This is a genomic window from Flavobacterium suaedae, from assembly GCF_014642915.1.
Classification (GTDB): Bacteria; Bacteroidota; Bacteroidia; order Flavobacteriales; family Flavobacteriaceae; genus Flavobacterium; species Flavobacterium suaedae.
In genome coordinates, this window is sequence record NZ_BMJE01000001.1 from 399699 (window position 1) to 423755 (window position 24057).

Consider the following 24057-nt stretch of genomic DNA (forward strand, 5'->3'; position numbering starts at 1 on the left):
ATTTTGGGAATAAATGTTTTAATTTAGCATCACAACTACTTTTTTTCACTTTAACATTTAATTAAAACTAATATAACAATCATAAGCAAATTAACATGTAACTTGCGCGGCATTTTACCTTTTAGTAATCAATAAAAATTATCTATGAAAAAAACTACATTATTATTAACTATAACAACTTTTTTTACTGCGTTGTTATTTTTAATACCAAATAACGTATCAGCTCAGCTATATATGCATGAGTTTGGTACAGACCCTATAACAAGTCACCCTTACACAGTAACTCCTGATGTATTAGATACTGATTTATCTAATTCTGAATGGACAAATAATTTAGGTATATGGGTTAGCTATCTTGGTGAAAGTGGACAGGCAATAGGTCATGCTTCTGCATTAGCAGGTGCTACTGTTACATTAAATTTTGATATTGCTCCCGGTAAAGAGTTAGAAATAGCATCATTCAACTTCTGGAGAAAACGTTCTCCTGTAGGAGCGCAAAGCTGGGCTATGACTATTAACGGTATTGATGTAGGTAATGGCTCAATACCATCAACCGGAGCAGAAATAGGTACTACTGCTGTTGCAAACCCTGTTAATGGACTTACAGGAAACGTTACTATAGTAATAACATTAAGTAATGCTATAGGTTCAGGATGGTTTGCTTTAGATAATTTTACATTAAACGGTACTTTAACTGATGCTTGTATCCCTCCTACTGTAACATCGGTTTCACCACAATCAGGACCTGCACAAACTGTTGTTACTATTGAAGGTAGCGGGTTTGAAGCAGGAACAGGAACAACAAGTGTACTATTTAATGGGGTGGAATCTAACGGTTTTACTGTAATATCAGACACTACAATTAGAGCCGTTGTACCTGTAGACGCTACAGATGGCGATATTACAATAATTACAGATGGCTGTGAAGCAAACGCAGGAACATTTACTGTTTTCGAATCTGATTGTCCCGATTCAGGTAGTATACCAGATTTATTTATTTCTGAACTTTACGATCATACACCGGGAAGTTATGGAGTGATAGAACTTTATAATCCTACCCCAAACACTATTACTTTTAATGATGAATATGTACTGGAAAGGTATGGAGATATTGGCGGCGCTACAGCTAGCTACTCTTTAGTTTTACCTGGTTCAGTCGCTCCATTTACAACTTATTTAGTACGCAGTTACGGTACAGGAGTTTTAGGTTGTACTGTTGCTACAGATGCAGAAGTGGGAACGGGAATTAATGACAATGATGAATTTAAACTAAAAAAGAACGGTGTACTTATTGATGTGGCACATGCTCCAACCAATACAGGATATACCGTTATAAGAAATGCAGACGCTACGGCACCTAGCCCTACTTTTATAAGTGGTGATTGGAGTTTTACAAGTAATGATTGTTCTGACTTAGGAACTCATAATATTACACTTGCTGCTGCAATAGCTACACAACCTGAAAGTACAAGTGTTTGTGAAAATAATAGTGCTCAGTTTTCAGTATCTGTAACTGATGATACAGGATTTACATACCAATGGAAAACTTTAAATGATAGTGGTAACTGGGTAAACCTTACGGATGATGCCACATATTCTGGTACTAACACAAATACTTTAACAGTTACTCAGGTTACAAACAGTATGGACGGGCAACAATTCTATTGTGAAATAGAATCTGTAAGTTGTACACTTGTTACTGATGGTGTACAGTTAACAGTATCTCCACTACCATTAGCAATAGTGATACCTACACAGCCTACCTGTACTACAAACACAGGTAGTATAGAAATAACAGCATCTATAGGCGATGACCTTACTTACAGCCTTGACGGAGTAAACTTCCAAACAGAAACTACTTTTACAGGTTTAGCACCCGGTAACTATACATTATATATAGAATCTTCAACGGGTTGTAGTTCTACAATGCCTGTAGAGATAGAAGAAGCTCCTGACGGACCTGCTATTGCTACTACAGTACAAACACAACCTACCTGTACTACAAACACAGGTAGTATTGAAGTAACAGCGCCACTTGATGCTACCTTAGAATACAGCCTTAACGGAATTGATTTCCAATCAGGAACTACTTTTGATAACTTAGCACCAAGCACATATACTATTACAGTACAAAATGATGAAGGATGTATATCTGTCACAGAACAAATAACAATTGATGATGTGCCTACTCCACCGGCAGTAGCTACTTTAAACATCAGCCAATCAACCTGTACTACACCAGAAACTGTAGAAGTAACTGCACCGCTTGGAGCTGATTTAGAATATAGTATTGACGGGATTAACTTCCAAAGCGAAACTACATTTACAGGGATAGCTGCCGGAAATTATACTATAACAGTGAGAAATAATGATGGTTGTACATCAGAAACTGCTTCTTTCACTATTGATGAAGCCCCTACAACTCCTGTTGTAGCTACAACTACAGTTATTCAACCTACTTGTAATACAAATGCAAATATAGAAGTAACTGCACCACTTGGAACTGATTTAGAATATAGTATTGACGGGGTTAACTTCCAAACGGAAACTACATTTACAGGTTTGTCTGCCGGAAATTACACAGTAACAGTAAGAAATAATGATGGTTGTACTTCTGTTACAGGAACAATAACTATAAACCCTTCAGTTGATGCTCCTGATACTCCAACAGTATCTGTAACACAACCTGACTGTACTACTGCAATAGGTAGTATTGAAGTAACTGCACCACTGGGAGCTGATTTAGAATATAGTATTGATGGGACTAACTTCCAATCAGGAACAACTTTTAATAACTTAGCAGCAGGTTCTTACACAGTAACAGTAAAAAATTCAGCAGATTGTACATCTACTACAAACATTGTAATAAATGATGCGCCTGAAACCCCTGCAATAGCTACAGTTACAGAAACACAACCTGACTGTACTACTGCAACAGGTAGTATTGAAGTAACTGCACCACTGGGAGCTGATTTAGAATATAGTATTGATGGGACTAACTTCCAATCAGGAACAACTTTTAATAACTTAGCAGCAGGAACATATACGGTAACTGTTCAAAATAACGACGGTTGTACTTCTGTAACAGCTGATATAGTAATAAACGATGCCCCTGAAACTCCGGCTGTAGCTACAATTACAGAAACACAGCCTGACTGTACTACTTCAACGGGTAGTATTGAGGTGACTGCACCATTGGGAGCTGATTTAGAATATAGTATTGATGGAACTAACTTCCAGTCTGCAACTACTTTTGATAACTTGGCAGCAGGAACATATACGGTAACTGTTCAAAATAACGATGGTTGTACTTCTGTAACAGCTGATATAGTAATAAATTCAGTAACAACACCTGATGTTGCTACAACTACAGTTACTCAACCAGACTGTACCACACCAACAGGTAGTATTGACGTTACTGCACCACTGGGAGCTGATTTAGAATATAGTATTGATGGGACTAACTTCCAGCCTGGAACTACTTTTAACAATTTAGCTGCAGGAACATATACAGTAATTGTTAGAAATAATGACGGCTGTACTTCTGAAACTGCCACTATAACAATAGATGCTGATAACGGTGCTCCTGATGTAGCAACAATAACAGAAACACAGCCTGACTGTACTACTGCAACAGGTAGTATTGAAGTAACTGCACCACTGGGAGCTGATTTAGAATATAGTATTGACGGAACTAACTTCCAGTCTGCAACTATATTTGATAACCTTACACCGGGTACTTATAACGTAACTGTAAGAAATGGTGCCGGTTGTATTTCTACAACTACAGATATTGTAATAAACACAGTAACCACACCAACAGCTCCTACAGCAACAGCTACACAAGCTACGTGTAATGTAAACGCAAGTATTGAAGTAACTGCACCGCTGGGGGCTGATTTAGAATATAGTATTGATGGGGCTACCTTCCAAAGCGATGTTACTTTTAATGATGTAGCTGCCGGAACATATACAGTAACTGTGAGAAACAACGATGGCTGTACAGCAACATCATCAAATATTATAATTGATGACAGCCCACAAGCAGAAATTGCAACATACTTAGAAACACAGCCAACATGTGCTGTAGAAACAGGTACTATAGAAGTGGTTGCACCTGTAGGAGCAGGATACTCTTACAGTATAGATGGTACTAACTTCCAGTCTTCACGTTTCTTTAGTAACTTACAGCCTGGCCAGTACACAATAACACTTGAGAACCCTGATGGTTGTACATCAGTTACAGAAGCTATAACAATAAACGATGTTCCTACCCCGCCTACCATTACAGGTGTACAAGGTTGTTCTGAAATTACAGGTGGAGAAGTAAACTACTTATTAAATTTTAAAGTTGCTGATAACTCTTTTGATATTAATACAGCAACCATTACTTGGATAAATGAGAATGGTAGCACTATAGGTAATGATATTACTTTTAATGTTACCGAGTATGCTGATATGAATAGCATTGAGGGTTCAGACTATCCACTAGAAATTACAGCTATAGTTGAAACTGCCGGAGGATGTGAAACAAGCTATACCTTTATTATTGATGGTATACTATGTACTATACCAAGAGGTATTTCTCCAAACAATGACAACCAAAACGACAACTTTGACCTTAGTGGTTTAAATGCTCAAAAAGTAATTATATTTAACCGTTATGGTAAAGAAGTGTATAGCAAAACTAACTATACTAACGAATGGAATGGACAAACGGATAACGGAGATGAGTTACCAACAGGAACTTATTTTTACGTAGTTGAAACTACAAGCGGCTCAAAAACAGGATGGGTTTATGTAAATCGTCAGGAAAACTAATAGTAAAATCAATAATTTAGAATAGTAAAAGCCACTTATATAAGTGGCTTTTATTTTTTTATTTTGCATTTAACATTATATTTACAATTAATCTGCTTTTATATAATGTTATAATAATAGCTCAAACCATATTATCTTATAATTTTGGGCTGCTAAAAACGCTTAATAAAAAAGAAATGTTATTGAATTACAGTACTTTAACAAAAAAAAACTTTATACTGTTTTTTTTTCTCCTAATAGTTCCTATTAGTATAAAAGCACAATCTGTTATTTACCATCATAATTTTGATACTTATCAGGCTTCTGTTCCATATAATATACCTCCTACTACTATAGCTCCTGAAATATCAAATTCCCAATGGACTAATAATACTGATACACAGACCTGGAATGATGCATTAGGAGTTACAGGTAATTCATTATCATCAGATACAAGTCCGGGAAATACCATCCCGCTAACCATTTTTACACTTACTTTTGATGTAGCAGCAGGACAACAACTTGAAGTTTCTTCCTACGAATTTGCCAAAATGAGATCTTCTTTTGGAGCACAAAACTGGACAATGTACATAAACGGTACAATGGTTGGCAACGGTTCTTTAAGCAGTTCATGGACAAATAATACAAATTCCACCGTACTTGCACCAATATCAGGTTTAACAGGTACTGTTACAGTTAGTCTGGAATTTAATAACCACCCTACAGGAAGCGGAAGCATAAGAATTGATAATTTTTACTTATATGGTGCTTTAACACCGGATGCTGCTTCTTGCCCACTGGAAATAACTTCTTTTTCTCCCTCATACGGACCTGCTAATACATTAGTTACTATAGAAGGTACAGGTTTTAATGATGCTACATCAGTAACTTTTGACGGTATAGATGCTACTTTTGCAGCATTGTCAGATACCGAAATTATGGCGCTTGTGCCGGAAGGTGCAAGTACAGGAGAAATAGTAGTAAACTCAGCTGCTTGTAGTGAAACTACTACTTCAAACTTTACAGTACTTACTTCGGAATGTGAAAGTGATATTTATATTTCTGAAGTATATGACGCTTATAGTGGAAACCCTGGTGCTGTAGAATTATATAATCCTACCTCTACTACAATTAATCTTTCCGGTTACACCCTACTAAGGTATGGAGATATAGGTGCTGCTTCACCCAGTTATACTATGAATCTTTCAGGTTCTATAGCACCGGGAGATACTTTTATTATTGGTTTTTCAATAGGTAGTGTTTGTAGTGGAGTGACTTCTGACTTTGGATTAACAAATGGTATTAATGCAAATGATGAATTTGAACTATTAAAAAACGGAAGTGTTATAGATAATCTTGAAATACCTTTGGGGTCAGGTAATTCAGGTAAAGGATATACGTTAATAAGAAAACCTGATGCAGTAGCCCCTAAAGTTGCTTTTGATGTAGCTGACTGGAATGTATATGGTAATGAATTTTGCAGTGACCTTGGCACTCATACTGCAAATAATTCGGCTGCTCCAACTCCTGATATTACGCATCCTGTAACACAATATATTTGTGAAAATGAAACAGCTACATTCTCTGTAAGTGTAGATGGGACAGGTTATAACTACCAATGGGTAGTACTGGATAATTCGGGTAACTGGGTTAATGTAAATAACAACAGTAATTACTCGGGTGCTACTACTGATACTTTAACAATAACGGATGTGCCTTTCAGTTTTAACGGCTATCAGTATTACTGTTATATAACCTCTACTACCTGCGAAATTTTTAGTAATGCGGCACAGCTAAACGTTACGGAATCTCCTGAACAACCAACAGTTGTGGTTACTCCATCTGATTGTAATGCCGATACAGGAACTATTACTGTTTCTACAACATCTACAGACCCTATACTGTTTTACAGTATAGATGGTACTAACTACCAAGTAAATAACCCTATATTTACTAATTTAGCTCCGGGCGAATATACTGTAACAGTTAAAAACTTATCTGATTGTGTTTCTTTACCAGCAACCGCTACTGTAGAAGTTACCGGAGCGCCTGATATTGCCGACACAACAGTAACACAACCTAGCTGTCCCGACCCTTTCGGTACAATTACAGTTAACAGCCCTACGGGAGCAATTTACACGTACAGTATTGATGATGTTACTTATAATACTGACCCTGTATTTACGAACCTTATTCCGGGCGATTACGTTGTGTATGTAAAAAACGACCTTGGGTGTGTTTCTGAAACAGAAACTATAGAAATAGAAGCAATTACAACACTTCCTGAACCTGAAGCAACTACTATACAGCCTACTTGTGATGTGCCTACAGGAACTATTGAAGTGACTACCCCACTAGGAACTGAATATACTTATAGTATTGACGGAACTAACTTCCAATCTTCAACTACTTTTGAAAATTTAGCTCCGGACAACTATAATATAACACTAAAGGATAACAGTAACTGTACTGCTGTATCGCAAACAATAACAATTGACGATGTTCCTGCTCCACCTGTTTTAGGAACAATAAATGTAACACAACCTGACTGTAATATTAGCGGACAAATATTTGTATTTTCTCCTGTCGGTACAGGCTATACCTATAGTATAGATGGAGTTAACTACCAAAGTAGTCCTGTTTTTAATAATTTAGCAGCAGGAACTTATGATGTTACAGTACAATTAAACACTTGTATTTCAGATTCTCAATCTGTAACTATAAATAATGATAATGCTCCTTCATGTATCGAAAACCCTAACTTAGAAGATGGCTTCCCTCCTTCATCTGATACTTATTTATCAAGTAAAGGGAGTTGGTTTACTTCACATGGGTCTCCTTCAACCAGCACAACATCCAGCCATATCTGGATGTGGTCATACGGTGGAATAGGTGAAGGTACTTATACTTGCTATAATTTTGAAGCAGGAAAAGAATACCGCGTTTGTATAAATGTTGTAAACCAAAATGATCCCGGAACAAGAGGATATGACAATCCTAACGCTGTACTATACATACAAGCCAGTAATGGTAATTTTACTCCTACTCCTACCCCTGCAGGTAATCAGGTAATAGCGGGAGACCATATTATTGACGACACACCTACAGATTACGATTATACATTTACAGCAGATAATAATTATAATAAACTATGGTTATTTCCCTATATGGCACAAACCGCTGCTGTTTCGGGTGATGAATATAAAATACAAATATTCTCTGTTACCGTAGAAGAGGTTATAGCTGACCCGCAAGTAACAGTAGCTGCAAATACAGCAACTATAACAGGTACACCTGCTACAGGAGGGTCATGGTCATGGTCTCCTTCTAATTTAGTAACATCTCAAAACACTGATAATTCAGTAGTAACATTAGAAGAAACCTGTGCTCCTGAAACTGTTACAGCTACTTTTATATCAGACTGTGAAATTTGTTCAACATATACTGTACAAGTAACTACTAATACTACTCCTTTACCTGCACCTGATGTTATAACTACACAACCTGATTGCTCGGGAACAGTGTCTCAAATAGAAATTACATCACCAACAGGTACAGGAATTACATATAGCATTGGAGATGGAAACGGATACCAGTCCTCTCCTGTTTTCAATAATATTGCTACAGGAAATTATGACGTTACTATACAAAATGAAGATGGATGTATTTCTGAAATAACACAGGTAACTATTAACCCTATACCTAATGCGCCTGATGTACCTACACTAACAGTTACTGCACAGCCTACTTGTAATACCCCGACAGGAACTATTGAAGTGACTGCACCAACAGGTAGTGATTTAGAATATAGTATTGATGGCGGAACTTATCAAACTGCACCGGTATTTAGTGCTGCACCGGGTACACATACTATAACAGTACAAAATGCTGCGGGTTGTACTTCATCAAATACTATAACTGTTGATGATTTACCTACGGTAGCAGTACCAACCTACACAATACCTATTTTAGCTTGTGAAGATACTGATGGTATACTTACATTTAACTCTCCTACAGGTAATGAATACGAATATAGTATTGACGGAGGTACAACATTTGAAACTTTTACAGACTTTACAGTAACCCCTGGTAATTATACGCTAGTAGTACTAAATACTACTAACGGATGTGTATATGCTGATGAAAGTATTACTGTATTACCTGCTCCAAATACTCCTGAACAAGCTTTAGCTACATTAACACAACCTACTTGTACTACAACAACAGGAACTATTGAAGTTACCTCGCCAACAGGAAATGATTTAGAATATAGTATTGATGGAATAAACTTCCAGTCGTCAACTACTTTTGATAACCTGAATCCGGATACTTATAACGTAACAGTACAAAATGCAGATGGATGTATATCTGTTTCTAATGATTTTGTAATAACTGATGCGCTTGAAGTTCCTGCTACACCAACAGTAACAGAAACGCAACCTGATTGTACTACTGCAACAGGAACTATTGAAGTAACTTCACCAATAGGAGCTGACTTAGAATATAGTATTGACGGTACTAATTTCCAATTATCAACTACATTTAGTAACCTAACTCCGGGAATATATGATATAACAGTGCAAAATACCGATGGTTGTACTTCGTTATTAACAGGAATCGTAATAAATGACGCTCTTGAAGTTCCTGCTACACCAACAGTAACAGAAATGCAACCTGATTGTACTACAGCAACAGGAACTATTGAAGTTACTTCGCCAACAGGTACTGATTTAGAATATAGTATTGACGGAACAAACTTCCAGTCGTCAACTACATTTAGTAACCTAAATCAAGGAATATATGATATAACAGTGCAAAATACTGATGGTTGTACTGCGGTAGTAACAGGAATAGTAATAAATAATGCACCTGTAACACCTGCAGTAGCTACAACTGCACAAACTCAGCCTGACTGTACTACACCAACAGGAACTATTGAAGTTACATCACCAACAGGTACAGACTTAGAATACAGTATCGACGGAACAAACTTTCAGTCGTCAACTACATTTAGTAACCTAAATCAGGGAACATATACTGTAACTGTACAAAACGCTGATGGATGTACTTCGGTATTAACAGGAGTAACAATAGATGATGCACCTACTATACCTGCAATAGCTACAACTACACAAATTCAACCTGATTGTCTTGTAACAACAGGAACTATTGAAGTTACCGCACCAACAGGAACTGATTTAGAATACAGTATTGACGGAGTTAATTTCCAGTCGTCAAATACATTTGTAAACTTAACTCCGGGAACATATAGTATAACAATACAAAACGCTGAAGGATGTACATCGGTAGCGAATAACATCGTTATCAATGATATCCCAACAGACCCTGCTAACCCTACAGTATCGGAAACACAACCTAACTGCTTTAATAATACGGGTAGCATAGAGGTTACATCTCCTTTAGGTACTGATTTAACATACAGTATTAATGGCGTTAATTTCCAGTCATCAACTACATTTAATAACCTAAATCCGGGAACTTACACTATTACTGTAAAAAATGCAGGCAATTGTACAGCCGAGCTAAACAATATAATTATAAACAATGCTCCGCAAACACCTGCTACTCCTGTAGTGACACAAACACAGCCTACTTGTACAGTAACTACAGGAAGTATAGAAGTTACTGCACCATTAGGGGCTAATTTAGAATATAGTATAGACGGGGTTAACTTCCAGTCCTCAACTATATTTAATAACCTTACACCGGGAAGCTATAATGTAACAGTACAAAATGCCGATGGCTGTACTGCTACAGTTAATAATGTTATTATAAATGCTCCGCTTAACATTCCTGATGATGCAATTGTAAGTGTTACTCACCCTACTTGTAATAGTCCTTTAGGTATTATTGCTGTAACTGAACCTATAGGTAATGGGATGACATATAGTATTGACGGAGTTAACTATCAATCACAAACTACATTTTATAACGTTGCACCAGGGAATTATACTGTATATGTTAAGAATGCTGCAGGATGTATTTCTGACAACCCACCGAGTGTAACTATAAACCCTGCATTACAAATACCGGCAATTACAACTGCTGATATAACCAACCCTGACTGCGAAAATGCATTGGGTACAATTACAATTACATCTCCGCTGGGAACAGATTTAACGTATAGTATAGATAACGGAGTAACCTATCAATCATCTGCTGTATTTAGTGATGTAGCATCAGGAACATATTTTATCAGGGTTCAAAATGGTGATGGCTGTACATCTCAGCCATATCAGGTATATGTACAACCACAACCTTCAATTCCTGCTGTACCTACACTATCAATAATACAAACAGATTGTGATAATGACTTTGGTAGAATTACAGTTACCAGCCCTGTTGGTCCTATGAATACGTATAGTATAGATGGCGGTGCAAGTTATCAAGCTACAACTACTTTTAATAACCTTGCTCCGGGAAATTATACCGTTCAGGTAAGAAATCAGGCAGGATGTACTGCAATTTCAGAAGAAGTAACTATAGATGCTCCTCCCTCCCCAGCTCCAGACCCGGGAATTATTACAGGGACTACAACTATTTGTGAAGGTGAAAGCACAATACTCGAAAACACTGTTCTTGATGGAATATGGTCCAGCAGCAATGAAAATATAGCTACGGTAGACCAAGATGGTAATGTAACAAGTGTAGCAGCAGGAACAGTAACAATAAGTTATACAGTAGGAACAGAATGTACTGATAGTGCTGAGGCAACCATAAGAATCAATCCTCTGCCTAGCCCTCAGCTAAAAGATGAATATTACTTATGTTTTGATGAAGAAACAGAAGAGTATAACTCTGTAATGTTAAACACAGGACTTTCAACATCTAACTTTAGTTTTGTATGGAAAAAAGGTGAAGAAACACTACCATTTATGTCCAATTTTGTTTTTATAAATGAACCCGGTAATTATACTGTTGATGTAACTAATATTACTACAGGGTGTACCACAACGGCAACTACAACTGTAAATGTTTCATCTACAGCAACTGCAACTGCTACAGTAGGCACTGATTTTACTAACAACCAAATTATAACTGTAAATGTAGTTGGTGGTTCAGGAGACTATGAATTCAGCTTGAATGGTGGTCTATTCCAGGATAGTAATATATTTACCAATATAAATGAAGGTTTATATACAATAATCGTAAATGACAAAAACGGTTGTAACCCAATAGAACTTGAAGTCTATGCTTTAAATTACCCCAGGTTCTTTAGCCCTAACGGAGACGGGCAGCATGATACTTGGAACATTAGCGGTCTTAGAAATCAAAGAGAAGCGATAATTTATATATATGACAGGTTTGGTAAAATTGTATCTGTATTACAACCCGGTGGCTTAGGTTGGGACGGAACATATAATGGAGAAAGACTCCCTGCAACCGATTACTGGTTTACATTAGATTATCAATCTTCCGACGGAAGCAAAAAAGAATTTAAAGCACACTTCTCATTATTAAGATAAATTAAAATAGAATGAAGTTAAATAAAATCACGTTCCTATTATTATTTCCCTTATACTGTTTAGGTCAGGAAATCCCTGAATACTATTCATCAATAAATTTTGAATTAACAGGCGATGCTTTAAAAGAGGAATTGGCTGACATGATTACGGAAACACATACTAATGAACTGGTATATACACCTGAAGTTTGGGAAGCGTTAAAACAATCTGACTTAGACCCCGAAAATTCTGAAAATGTGCTTTTACTATATGGGTATGAGGATAACGACAATGATCCTGATAATGACAGAACAAGAGATAAAGATTTAAGTTGCCATAATACCAGTTGCGAAGGCAAATGGGTAAGAGAACATGTATATCCTCGCTCTCTTGGTGACCCTAACTTAGAATATACAGGACCGGGCTCTGATGCGCACCATTTACGCTCTATAGACTATTATATGAATAGCTCCAGAAGCAACAGGCGTTTTGCAGACGGCGAAGGACATGCCGCCCCCCTTGACGGATGGTTATTTTACCCGGGAGACGAATGGAAAGGTGATGTAGCCCGAATGATGATGTATATGTATGTAAGATATAATGAAAGATGTCTTGCAACAACCGTAGGGGCAGGTAGTACTACTTATAGTAGTGATATGCCTGATATATTTTTGGAATGGAATGAAGAAGATCCAGTAAGCCAATATGAAATAAACAGAAATGAAATATTAGAAGATATGCAAGGCAATAGAAATCCTTTTATAGACAATCCTTACTTGGCTACTATAATATGGAATGGACCTAATGCTGAAGATAAATGGGCTTTAAATAGCACGAATGAAATAGTTCAAACAAAATTTATAGTACATCCTACTATAACTGATGGTATAATCCATATCGAAAATAATTCAAATTCTAACTATAGTTATTCAGTATATAATATGGTTGGACAAGCTATTGAAACTACTCTATCCAGTAATAGTATTAATATTAAAGGCAATCCAAAAGGAATTTATTTTTTAAATATCACAACAAAAAATAAAAAAGAAATCTTCAAAATTCTATTAAAATAAATAGCTCCTGGGTTATTATAAAAGCTATGCTTTTTTATAAAAACTCAATCCAAAAAAATTTATTTAAAAAATTAATTATCAGTAATTTATAAACATTTTTTCAACAAAAAGGACTTAACATTATAGTAATAGTCATTTTACAAAAATGACATGATTAGTTAATATGTGATTTGAAACTTTGCGCTTGCCTCAGAATAGGTAATCCTTAAAGTATCCAAATATTAATTAAAACTTCTATGATGAAATTTTTGAAAAAAAAATTACTGTTAAAAATTTTTATGGCAGCATTTATGCTGTCTGTATGGACCGGATGGTCTCAGGGTCATGAAACATTTTCGAATATTACTACAGCCATAAATGGTAATAGTAATGAATATACTACACGAGAATGGACTGGCGATAATGGTATTGAATGGACCGCAACAGAGTCCACTATAAACCAATCAATTGATGGACCTGCATTAGGTGGGTTACGTGGCGGTGAACTAAGTCATTCATCACCTATATCAGGGGGCGTAGGTACTCTTAGCTTTGAATACAAAAGACTTTTTAGTGGAAATTCTAACTTAAGAGTATATGTAAACAACATACAGTATGGCTCTGATTTAACCGTAAGCAGTACTTCTGTAAATACATATAGTATAGATGTTAATGTTAGCGGAGATGTAAATATTAGAATAGTTAATACTATAAGTAAAAGAGTTGTATTAGATGATTTAAGATGGACTGCATATGTAACAACTCCCGAAATAACTACAAACAGTACTGTTACAAATACTACTACTAATTCTGCTACTGTTAGCGGAGAAATTACAAGTGAAGGAGCTTCTGCTATAACAGCAAGAGGATTTGTTTGGAGTTCTTCAGTTACTGCACCTACTTTAGAGTCGAATGACGGTTTAAGTAGTAACGGAACCGGAACCGGAACTTTTACAGAAGGTTTAACAGGTTTAACTCAAGGCACAACTTACTACTTCCGAGCTTATGCTACAAATAATGAGGGTACTGCATACGGAAATGTACAAACATTCACTACTCAGGCAATAGTCACTCCAACTGTATTTACCACTACAGTTGACGAACAAAATGACGTTGATTCTTCGTTTGCAATAATAGCTGGTGGTGTTACAAATAATGGAAATGCAACAGTTACAGAGAAAGGTTTTGTTTATAATACTACAGGAACAGACCTTAATGCAAGTGAGACAACAACTGTTATAAATGCTAATGCTGACAATTCATCATTTAGTGAAATTATAGAAGACCTTAATGCAAACACTCAATATTACTTCAGAGCTTATGCTACAAATAGTACAGGCACAGGCTATGGTAATACAGAAAGTTTTTATACGTATGCTGCTACTCCTTTAGCCCCAAGTATTACTAACCCTACAACTAACAGCCTGGATGTTACAGTTAACGATAATGGCGCTTCATTATACTCAATTACAGTATTAGGAGGAATAATTGACGGTTATTTAAATACTGATGGTACAATATCTGAAACACCTGTATGGGCAGATGCTTCTTCTTGGGTTAATGTAACTTTAACTGATTTAACTCCTGAAACATCTTATTTATTTGCTGTAAATGCACAAAATGCTTCAGGTATAGAAACGGGTGAGGGAGCAACTGCTGAAGAAACAACTGCTGAGGCTGTAAACCCTTACTTAGTACCTGTAGACAGTAATTTAGACTTTGGTGATATTTGTATCACTGCATCTAACACTACGGGATATATAACATTTAGTGGAGAAAACTTTAGCTCCCCTACTACTATAACTATAAGTTCAGCTACTCCTGATGGTACTGGTGGGTATGAGGATTTAGATGGATTTAGATTTGGTATTGAAGGAGAAACATTCACCGCAGGTTCTTACACCTTAAATGATTTTGATGGTAGTGAAGTAACTATACAAGTACATTTTTATCCTGCCTTAGCAGAAGATTACAGTACAGAGGATATACTTATAACTTATAATAATGGAAGTGCTATAGTAGAACTTTATACTTTTGATATTCTTAGTGCAAGAGGCATTAACACTGCAGGAGCAGTTACTACAGGAGGAGTTATAAGTACTGATTTATTTACAGCTACTTTGGCAGGACAAGCTGTTGAAGCATGTACTGCTTTTACTGAATACGGAATAGAATATAGTAATACCGAAAACTTTACAGAGGGTACGGGCACATCTGTAACAAGTAATAACATTAGTTCCGGTAATTACACTGCTGATATAACAGGACTTGAGCCTTGTACAACCTACTATTATAAAGCCTACGCTACTGATTCGGCAGGTACACATTACGGAACGCAACAATCCTTCACAACTTCACAAGTAGGCGCTCCTACTACAATTACCGCTACAGAAATTTCAAGCTCATCATTTACAGCTAATTGGGAAACAGAAGAAGGTGCTACAAGTTATATTCTTGAAATAAGTACAAGCCCTAATTTTATTACTGAAAACTATGCTGATGATTTATTTATATCTGAATATATAGAAGGTAGTTCAAATAATAAATATATAGAAATATATAACGGTACAGGAGAAGATGTTGATTTAAATAATTACGACCTTAGAATTTACTACAATGGTAATAGTTCATACGGTACCAGTATGAACTTAACAGGAACACTGGCAAACGGAGAAGTTATAGTGTACCGTAACCCTAATGCTGAAGTACATGGTGCAGTATCAACTATTGCTAGTTATGATGTTAATTTTAATGGTGATGATGCTATAGAATTATATAATAATAGTACTGATGCTCCTGTAGATATTTTTGGAGAAATTGGCAATGACCCCGGTAGTGGTTGGAATGTAGGAGGAAACTTTACAGCGAATTACACATTAGTACGTAATGCTGATGTAATGGGGGGAGTAACTACAAGTGTTGCCGGTTTCCCTTCATTAGGTACAGAATGGACTTCCTATTCAACAAACACAACTTCTAACCTTGGAAGCCATGATTTTGATGGAGGCTTAATTTCTGATATTATAGAAGGTTATGAAAACTTAAATGTAGGGAATGTAACATCATACAATGTTACAGGTCTTGATGAGTTTACAACATATTACTACAGAGTTCGTGCAGTAACAGATGGTTGTACATCTGAAAACTCTAATGTAACAAGTGTAACTACAAGTGGAATGGTAACTTGGGAGGAAGTTGACGGTATAGCAAAATGGATGCCTGAGTTTGAATCAGATGGTGTCACACCAATTTCCATTGATAATTCAGTAGCTATTGTAATTGATACTGATTATAATACAGGTACAGACGGAGAGTTTGAGGTAGAAAGCCTTACGGTTAACAGCGGCGCATCAATTACCGTTACCTCCGGTACCACCTTAACTATATCCGAGGGTATAGTAAACAACGCCGGAGCCGAGAACTTCATAGTAGAAGACAACGCCAACATTATACAAACCAACGATGCAGCCAATACAGGAGCCATCACAGTATATAAAAACAGCTCACCACTATACCGCTTAGACTACACCATGTGGTCATCACCCGTAAGCGGACAAAACCTACAGGAATTCTCACCGCAGACCCTGTCAAACCGTTTCTACACCTATAACGAAACCACCGATCAGTACAATGCCATAGACCCAAGTGTTACAGCATTTGCAACAGGACTGGGATACCTTATCCGTATCGCAAACGACCACCCGTCCTATGTAGATACCGACACACCCGGAGCACCATGGACAGGAACCTTTACAGGAACCCCAAATAATGGCGATGTAGCCGTAAACATGTCAACAGTCCTTAACGGCTATAACATAGTAGGAAACCCCTACCCATCACCAATAAACGTACACGACTTCTACAACACCAACTCAGGAACCATAAACGCAGGCTCAGCACTGTACTTCTGGAGAAAACGTAACGATGCCGCAGCAAGCAGCTATGCCACCGTAACCATGGCAGCCTATACCGCAAACAGCCAGGAAGGCGGATTCGGAGATACCGGTTCAGGAACCTTTACAGGAGACCCATCCACTTGGGTAATCAATCCCGGACAAGGATTCATAGTACAGGCAACAGGAAGCACCCTTACCTTCAACAACAGTATGAGAAGAGGCGTTAACAACGGGCAATTCTTCCGAATGAATCAGGAAAACACCCCATCAACAAACATTTCCCGTTTATGGTTAAACATCACCGGAAACAACGGAGAATTTAACCAAATGGCAGTAGCCTACAGCGATGTTACCACAAACGAGCTGGACTATGGTTGGGATGGTAAAATGTTAGAAAACAATGACAATGTTAAACTATTCTCTCTACTGGGAGATGCTACCAAACTATCCATACAGGCAAGAGCAGCCTTTACCGATACCGATGCAGTAGCGGTAGGATACAAAGCAAACAATGCAGGAAGCTATACCATAAGCCTGGACCATGTAGACGGATTGTTTGAAGAAGGACAACAAATATACCTTATAGACAAGGTACAGAACATGACCCATAACCTTACAGAAGGAGGCGGGTACAACTTCAGTACAGAAGCAGGAACATTTACTGACCGATTTGAAATAATTTATACCATAGAGGCACNTACTGGTACGTATAATGCCCTTTTATCAGAGTTGGGAATCATGAGTAAAAGTACAATTTTGAAAGCAATTCACAACTCCTTTCAACTCTTCCACGTATTTCTGTATGTTGGGAATCATGAGTAAAAGTACAATTTTGAAAGCAATTCACAACTATTCCAGTATCGCCAGCCTTGAGGGGTTGGTTGGGAATCATGAGTAAAAGTACAATTTTGAAAGCAATTCACAACTATAGTGTCTATTAATGGAGAATTGAATTAGTTGGGAATCATGAGTAAAAGTACAATTTTGAAAGCAATTCACAACTCTAGTGTTTGCAGTCCTCCTTTTGTTAGTGTTGGGAATCATGAGTAAAAGTACAATTTTGAAAGCAATTCACAACCCTGTTAAGTGTCATAAACATTTGACTATGTTGGGAATCATGAGTAAAAGTACAATTTTGAAAGCAATTCACAACATACCATCTTTAGCAAAAATAGAAACACCAGTTGGGAATCATGAGTAAAAGTACAATTTTGAAAGCAATTCACAACGCTAGGGTCTATGTACGTTGTTAAGTCTTTGTTGGGAATCATGAGTAAAAGTACAATTTTGAAAGCAATTCACAACTGCGATGCTTAAAGTAGTAGCATTGCAATGGTTGGGAATCATGTATTTAGTAATAGTACGCTTGCCATAATTACACTTTGACGATAGATGTGCCAGAAACTTTTCCAGTAAATTCGGAGTAATTTCATGGAATGCAATATTCTTTCCGTCCAAAAGTTCCTTAAACAATTTCAATCGTGATTTATCTGAAAGAAAGTCATTATAGCTCCCGGCATCTTTGAATTTTTGCAAGAACGCTGCCGCTTGGGTAAAAAATGTTTCTCCTCTTTGTGGTTTGATTTTATGCCGAATGGCACATACTGTTATTTCTTTCTTATTTTTTTCTACTTCAATGGAAATATTACTGGTCTTGGCTTTACGGCTAAGGATAAGATTGTTCAGCCTTTTAAAATTAGGGTGGGAGGTTCTGGACCGTTGCTCTGATAATCCAATCTTCACTTTTTAAATTATATTTTATTTTTTAACAGTAAAATAAAATACATTAATTGTAAGTGTTAAATTTCTTTTTAATAGAATGTTTTATTGAAAAATCAACTATTAAATATTAAATACGTGTTAACTAAAAAAAGATTAGTTAATATTAATTTAATGATAATGTGACTAATACATAAACATTTTTTAAGGTAAATAATTAAAATATAAATATATTTGCACCTTGATTATCCTTAAAAAATATTCACTAAATTAATTTTATTTATATGCTAAAAAGTTTACAATTGCATATAACAAAAGTGCTGTTCGCAGCAGTTTTGTTATGTATTGGCGCAACCTCTTGGGGGCAAGATTTAATAGCAGTGCAAGATTTTGAGTCTAGTCCTGCTACGCCAACTTTAACATTCTCTAATAGTAGTGGTAATTATTCTTCTGGTACAAATAGCGGTAGTTACAGACCTTCAGGTGCAGATAGATTTGTTAGTGGTTCTCGCGGGTGGGAAGTAAGAGGAGGTACATCTACTTTAACATTTAACAATCAAAGCCTTGATGGCTATATAGATGTTGACTTAAATCTCAAGATAGCTTCAATGTCTTTAACTACAGGCAATGGTGCAGACAGTTCTGATTATGTAGATGTCTATATAAGTTTAGATGGAGGCTCGACCTATTCTAATGAAGTTAGTATTAATGGTTCAGGAAACACTTATTGGTCTTTTACGGATTCAGGTTCTGAAACCGTTGAATATGACGGAGATAATAACCCTACAGATTTTACTTCAAGTGGTGAACCAAACGGTATTTCTAGCTTAACGGTTAGCTTACCTAATACTGCTACTCAAGTTAGAGTTAGGGTAGTTTTACATAATAATTCAAGTAATGAGCGTTGGGTTATTGATGATGTTAAGTTAACTGGTACAGTTTCAGGTCCATCAGTAACTACTGATTCACCTGATGTAGATACAGATTTTGCTATATTAAATGGTACAGTGAGCAATGGAGACGCTACAGCAGTTTCATTTGATTATGGTACAACTACAGATTACGGTAGTAACGAAATAGGAGATCCTTCAACTATTACAGGTAACGGTAGTTTTAATGCAATTGTGCTTATAGATGTAAATACACAATATCACTACCGTGCTGTTGCCGGTAGCGAACTGGGTGACGATGTAAGTTTTTGGACGTTGGCAAATGTGCCAAATGCTCCTGAGGCAAACAACGTAGGAGTTTATCAGGCGGATATTACAATAGGATCAGGGGACGGAAACCCTGCTACTACGCAATATGCTTTACATGTTGTAGATGAAGCAAATAATGATTATTATGTACAGACTGACGGTACATTGGGTGTCACAGCAGCATGGCATATAGCATCAGAGTGGGCTGCTATAACAGTAAACGGTCTTACAGAAGATTCAGATTATGTTTTCTATGCGAAAGCACGAAATGGTGCTAATGTAGAAACTGCTGAAAATACACAGGGTTTGTTAGTATCTACATTACCTAACACAGCTCCAACTATTACAGCAGACGAACTTACTGCGTTTGGAGAGGTGTGTATACATACAACATCTACAGAAAATAGTTTTGGGCTTTACGGAGAAAACCTTACAGCAGATAATGTAGTAATTACAGCACCAACAGGGTATACACTATCAAACACAGCAGCAGGTACTTATGCTGCAACATTAACATTAACTCCGGTAGGAGGGGAAGTATTAGAAGATATTTATGTACGTTTTACACCTACAGCAGTACAGTCATATAGCGGAAATATAACCATATCAGGTGGAGGCACAAGTATAGATACTAACGTTGCAACATCAGGTTCAGGTGTAAATACAGGCGCAACAGTAACAACAAGCAGTGCAAATGCTATTAATACTACCACAGCTACTTTAGGCGGAGAGGTTACAGATGAAGGGTGTAGTAGTGTAACAGCACGTGGTGTTGTAATAGGTACATCAGCAACTCCAAGTATAGGTGATGCAGGCGTTACAAATTTTGCTGCTGCTTCAGGTGGTTCAGGAGTATTCACTGTTTCAGCAACAGGGCTTACCTCAAATACACAGTACTATGCAAGAGCTTATGCTACTACAGCAGGGGGTACTACATACGGTAGTGATATTACTTTTACTACATTATGTGGAGAGTTTGCACTGCCATTTACCGAAGGATTTGATGATGTATCTTTTCCACCAACGTGTTGGACATCTTTTAGAGGTTCAAATGGTTTAGGCACTAACCAAGACTGGAAAAGGGAGACTAATACAAGTTACACGTATAACGGTTCTGCCGGTACAGCATATGTTGAGTATGAAAGTGTGTCAGGAGGAAATGCAGAAGATTGGTTAGTGACACCACCTATTATGTTACCGAATACTGATGGCACAATAGAATTGAAGTATCAAGAAATGCAGGACTTTGAAAATAATTGGGGTACGGAATATTATGTAAAAATAGCTACCAGTAATCCAAGCAATCCTGCATCATATACAAATGTCATAAATTATGGTGAATCTGATTTACCTGATGCAGAGACCAGTAATTATGCTGAAAGAACTATTGATTTAACCACCTATAAAGGGCAAACAGTATATATTGCTTTTGTAATGGTACAAAACAATGGTGATAGCTGGTATATAGATGATATTTCTATAACAGAAACAGCACCGCCTCTTGCTGCACCGGTTGCCATAGCAGCTACAGATATCACTACCACAAGCTTTACTGCTAACTGGGCTTCGGTTGAAGGTGCCACAAGTTACAGGCTTGATGTTAGCGCATATGAAGAGTTTGGAGTAGGATCTGCTTTTAGTGAACTAATTATATCAGAATATGTAGAAGGTAATAACCCCGGTAATAACAGAGCTATAGAGTTGTATAACGGAACAGGAAATAGTATAGATTTATCTGAATATTCTATTAGTAGGGGTGATGATACCAAATATGTTCTTTCAGGTACTTTAGCCAATGGAGCTACATACGTGATAGCCAATAGTGGGGCAGCATCAGGAACATTGGCTGTTGCTGATGATACAGTAGCTTGGTCTGATGGTACAGCAATGTCTTTTACAGGTGATGAAGATGTAAACTTATATAAGAACTTTGTTTTAATAGATAAAGTAGGAGCTGGTAATACAAATGTAACACTAAGAAGAAAATCTACTGTAACAGGTCCGACAACATCATACAATAGTAATGAATGGGATAGCTACCCTGTTGATAATATAGATAACTTAGGAAGTCATACCGCTAATGGAAGCTTTACACCGTCTTATGTAACAGGTTATGAAGACCTTAATGTAAGTGATGTAACGAGTTATGAAGTAACAGGTCTTGAATCAGGTGTTGATTATTTTTATAGAGTCAGAGCTGTTTCTGCAACAGAAACTTCTGATAATTCAAATGTTATAGCAACTATTACAGGTGCTCAAAATGTATGGAATGGTACTGAGTGGACTACCGGTAGCGCTCCTGGTGTAATTGATGCTGCTATTATAGAAGGCCCTTATAATACAACTGATAACGGAACTTTCTCTGCTGCTACACTTACAGTAAATGCGGAAGGTAGTATTACCGTTACCTCCGGTACTACCTTAACCATATCCGAGGGTATAGTAAACAACGCCGGAGCCGAGAACTTCATAGTAGAAGACAACGCCAACATTATACAAACCAATAATGTAGCCAACACAGGAGCTATCACAGTATATAAAAACAGCTCACCACTATACCGCTTAGACTACACCATGTGGTCATCACCCGTAAGCGGACAAAACCTACAGGAATTCTCACCACAAACCCTGTCAAACCGTTTCTACACCTATAACGAAACCACCGACCAATACAACACAGTAGACCCAAGCGTTACAGCATTTGCAACAGGACTGGGATACCTTATCCGTATCGCAAACGACCACCCGTCCTATGTAAATACCGACACACCCGGAGCACCATGGACAGGAACCTTTACAGGAACCCCAAACAATGGCGATGTAGCCGTAAACATGTCAACAGTCCTTAACGGCTATAACATAGTAGGAAACCCCTACCCATCACCAATAAACGTACACGACTTCTACAACACCAACTCAGGAACCATAAACGCAGGCTCAGCACTATACTTCTGGAGAAAACGTAACGATGCCGCAGCAAGCAGCTATGCCACCGTAACCATGGCAGCCTATACCGCAAACAGCCAGGAAGGCGGATTTGGAGATACCGGTTCAGGAACCTTTACAGGAGATCCATCCACTTGGGTAATCAACCCCGGACAAGGATTCATAGTACAAGCAACAGGAAGCACCCTTACCTTCAACAACAGTATGAGAAGAGGCGTTAACAACGGACAGTTCTTCCGAATGGATCAGGAAAACACCCCATCAACAAACATTTCCCGTTTATGGTTAAACATAACCGGAAACAACGGAGAATTTAACCAAATGGCAGTAGCCTACAGCGATGTTACCACAAACGAGCTGGACTATGGTTGGGATGGTAAAATGTTAGAAAACAATGACGATGTTAAACTATTCTCTCTACTGGGAGATGCTACCAAACTATCCATACAGGCAAGAGCAGCCTTTACCGATACCGATGCAGTAGCGGTAGGATACAAAGCAACAAATACAGGAAGCTATACCATAAGCCTGGACCATGTAGACGGATTGTTTGAAGAAGGACAACAAATATACCTTATAGACAACGTACAGAACATGACCCATAACCTTACAGAAGGAGGCGGGTACAACTTCAGTACAGAAGCAGGAACATTTACTGACCGATTTGAAATAATTTATACCATAGAGGCACTGGATACCAACACACCTGTATTAAATATCAATCAGGTTGTGGTGTATAAAGAAGGAAACAGTGTAATGATTGATACCGGAAATGCAGAAATAAGCACAGTAAATGTTTATGACATTAACGGAAGATTACTATACAATGCCGGTAACATTAATGCTACTACTACAGCTATTAACAATTTAAGAATAGCACAACAGTTAATCATCCTTGAAATTAATACAAACAAAGGTACTGTTAACAAGAAGTTTGTGTTTTAATATTTAGTTTGTCTTAAATAATAAAACCCCTCAC

Annotated in this window: 7 protein-coding genes, 3 pseudogenes and 1 CRISPR repeat array; of the genes and pseudogenes, 6 read left to right on the top strand and 4 right to left on the bottom strand. The window is 37.2% G+C overall.

Annotated elements, in window-relative coordinates:
• The first annotated feature begins 144 nt into the window (after positions 1–144).
• From IEW45_RS01920 to IEW45_RS01930, 3 genes are all read left to right on the top strand, one after another.
• On the top strand, positions 145–4821 hold the full coding sequence (locus IEW45_RS01920) for a T9SS type B sorting domain-containing protein (protein WP_188619530.1): 4677 nt from the start codon (positions 145–147) through the stop codon (positions 4819–4821).
• Positions 4822–5003: 182 nt separating this feature from the next.
• Positions 5004–12287, top strand: a complete 7284-nt coding sequence (locus tag IEW45_RS01925) for a T9SS type B sorting domain-containing protein (RefSeq protein ID WP_188619531.1) — start codon at positions 5004–5006, stop codon at positions 12285–12287.
• A gap of 11 nt (positions 12288–12298) precedes the next feature.
• Positions 12299–13339, top strand: a complete 1041-nt coding sequence (locus IEW45_RS01930; RefSeq protein ID WP_188619532.1) for an endonuclease — start codon at positions 12299–12301, stop codon at positions 13337–13339.
• Positions 13340–15005: 1666 nt separating this feature from the next.
• Here the strand turns inward: IEW45_RS01930 and IEW45_RS14775 are convergent.
• Complete coding sequence (locus IEW45_RS14775) at positions 15006–15206, bottom strand: hypothetical protein (protein ID WP_229665874.1); 201 nt, start codon at positions 15204–15206, stop codon at positions 15006–15008.
• Between the two features lie 138 nt (positions 15207–15344).
• Positions 15345–15551 (bottom strand): hypothetical protein, encoded by a 207-nt coding sequence (locus IEW45_RS14780; protein WP_229665875.1) that lies wholly within the window; start codon positions 15549–15551, stop codon positions 15345–15347.
• 247 nt (positions 15552–15798) lie between these two features.
• On the opposite strand from IEW45_RS14780, the pseudogene IEW45_RS14880 reads away from it, so the two are divergent.
• A pseudogene (locus IEW45_RS14880) lies at positions 15799–16116 on the top strand (lamin tail domain-containing protein); the annotation flags it as partial.
• 305 nt (positions 16117–16421) lie between these two features.
• Here IEW45_RS14880 and IEW45_RS01940 read toward each other — a convergent pair.
• The gene (locus IEW45_RS01940; protein WP_188619533.1) at positions 16422–16574 is read right to left on the bottom strand and encodes a hypothetical protein; all 153 of its coding nucleotides are present in this window, start codon (positions 16572–16574) and stop codon (positions 16422–16424) included.
• Between IEW45_RS01940 and IEW45_RS14925 the strand changes: the two are divergent.
• A pseudogene (locus IEW45_RS14925) lies at positions 16534–17838 on the top strand (RemA C-terminal-like gliding motility protein); the annotation flags it as partial. The gene IEW45_RS01940 and the pseudogene IEW45_RS14925 overlap by 41 nt on opposite strands.
• Before the next feature lie 104 nt (positions 17839–17942).
• Positions 17943–18519: a CRISPR direct-repeat array (repeat unit 46 nt; unit sequence GTTGGGAATCATGAGTAAAAGTACAATTTTGAAAGCAATTCACAAC).
• Positions 18520–18570: 51 nt separating this feature from the next.
• On the opposite strand, the pseudogene IEW45_RS14885 reads toward IEW45_RS14925, so the two are convergent.
• Positions 18571–18957, bottom strand: a pseudogene (locus IEW45_RS14885) (phage integrase SAM-like domain-containing protein); the annotation flags it as partial.
• A gap of 260 nt (positions 18958–19217) precedes the next feature.
• On the opposite strand from IEW45_RS14885, the gene IEW45_RS01955 reads away from it, so the two are divergent.
• Positions 19218–24023, top strand: coding sequence for a beta strand repeat-containing protein (locus IEW45_RS01955; protein WP_188619535.1), 4806 nt, complete (start codon positions 19218–19220; stop codon positions 24021–24023).
• The last annotated feature ends 34 nt before the right edge of the window (positions 24024–24057 follow it).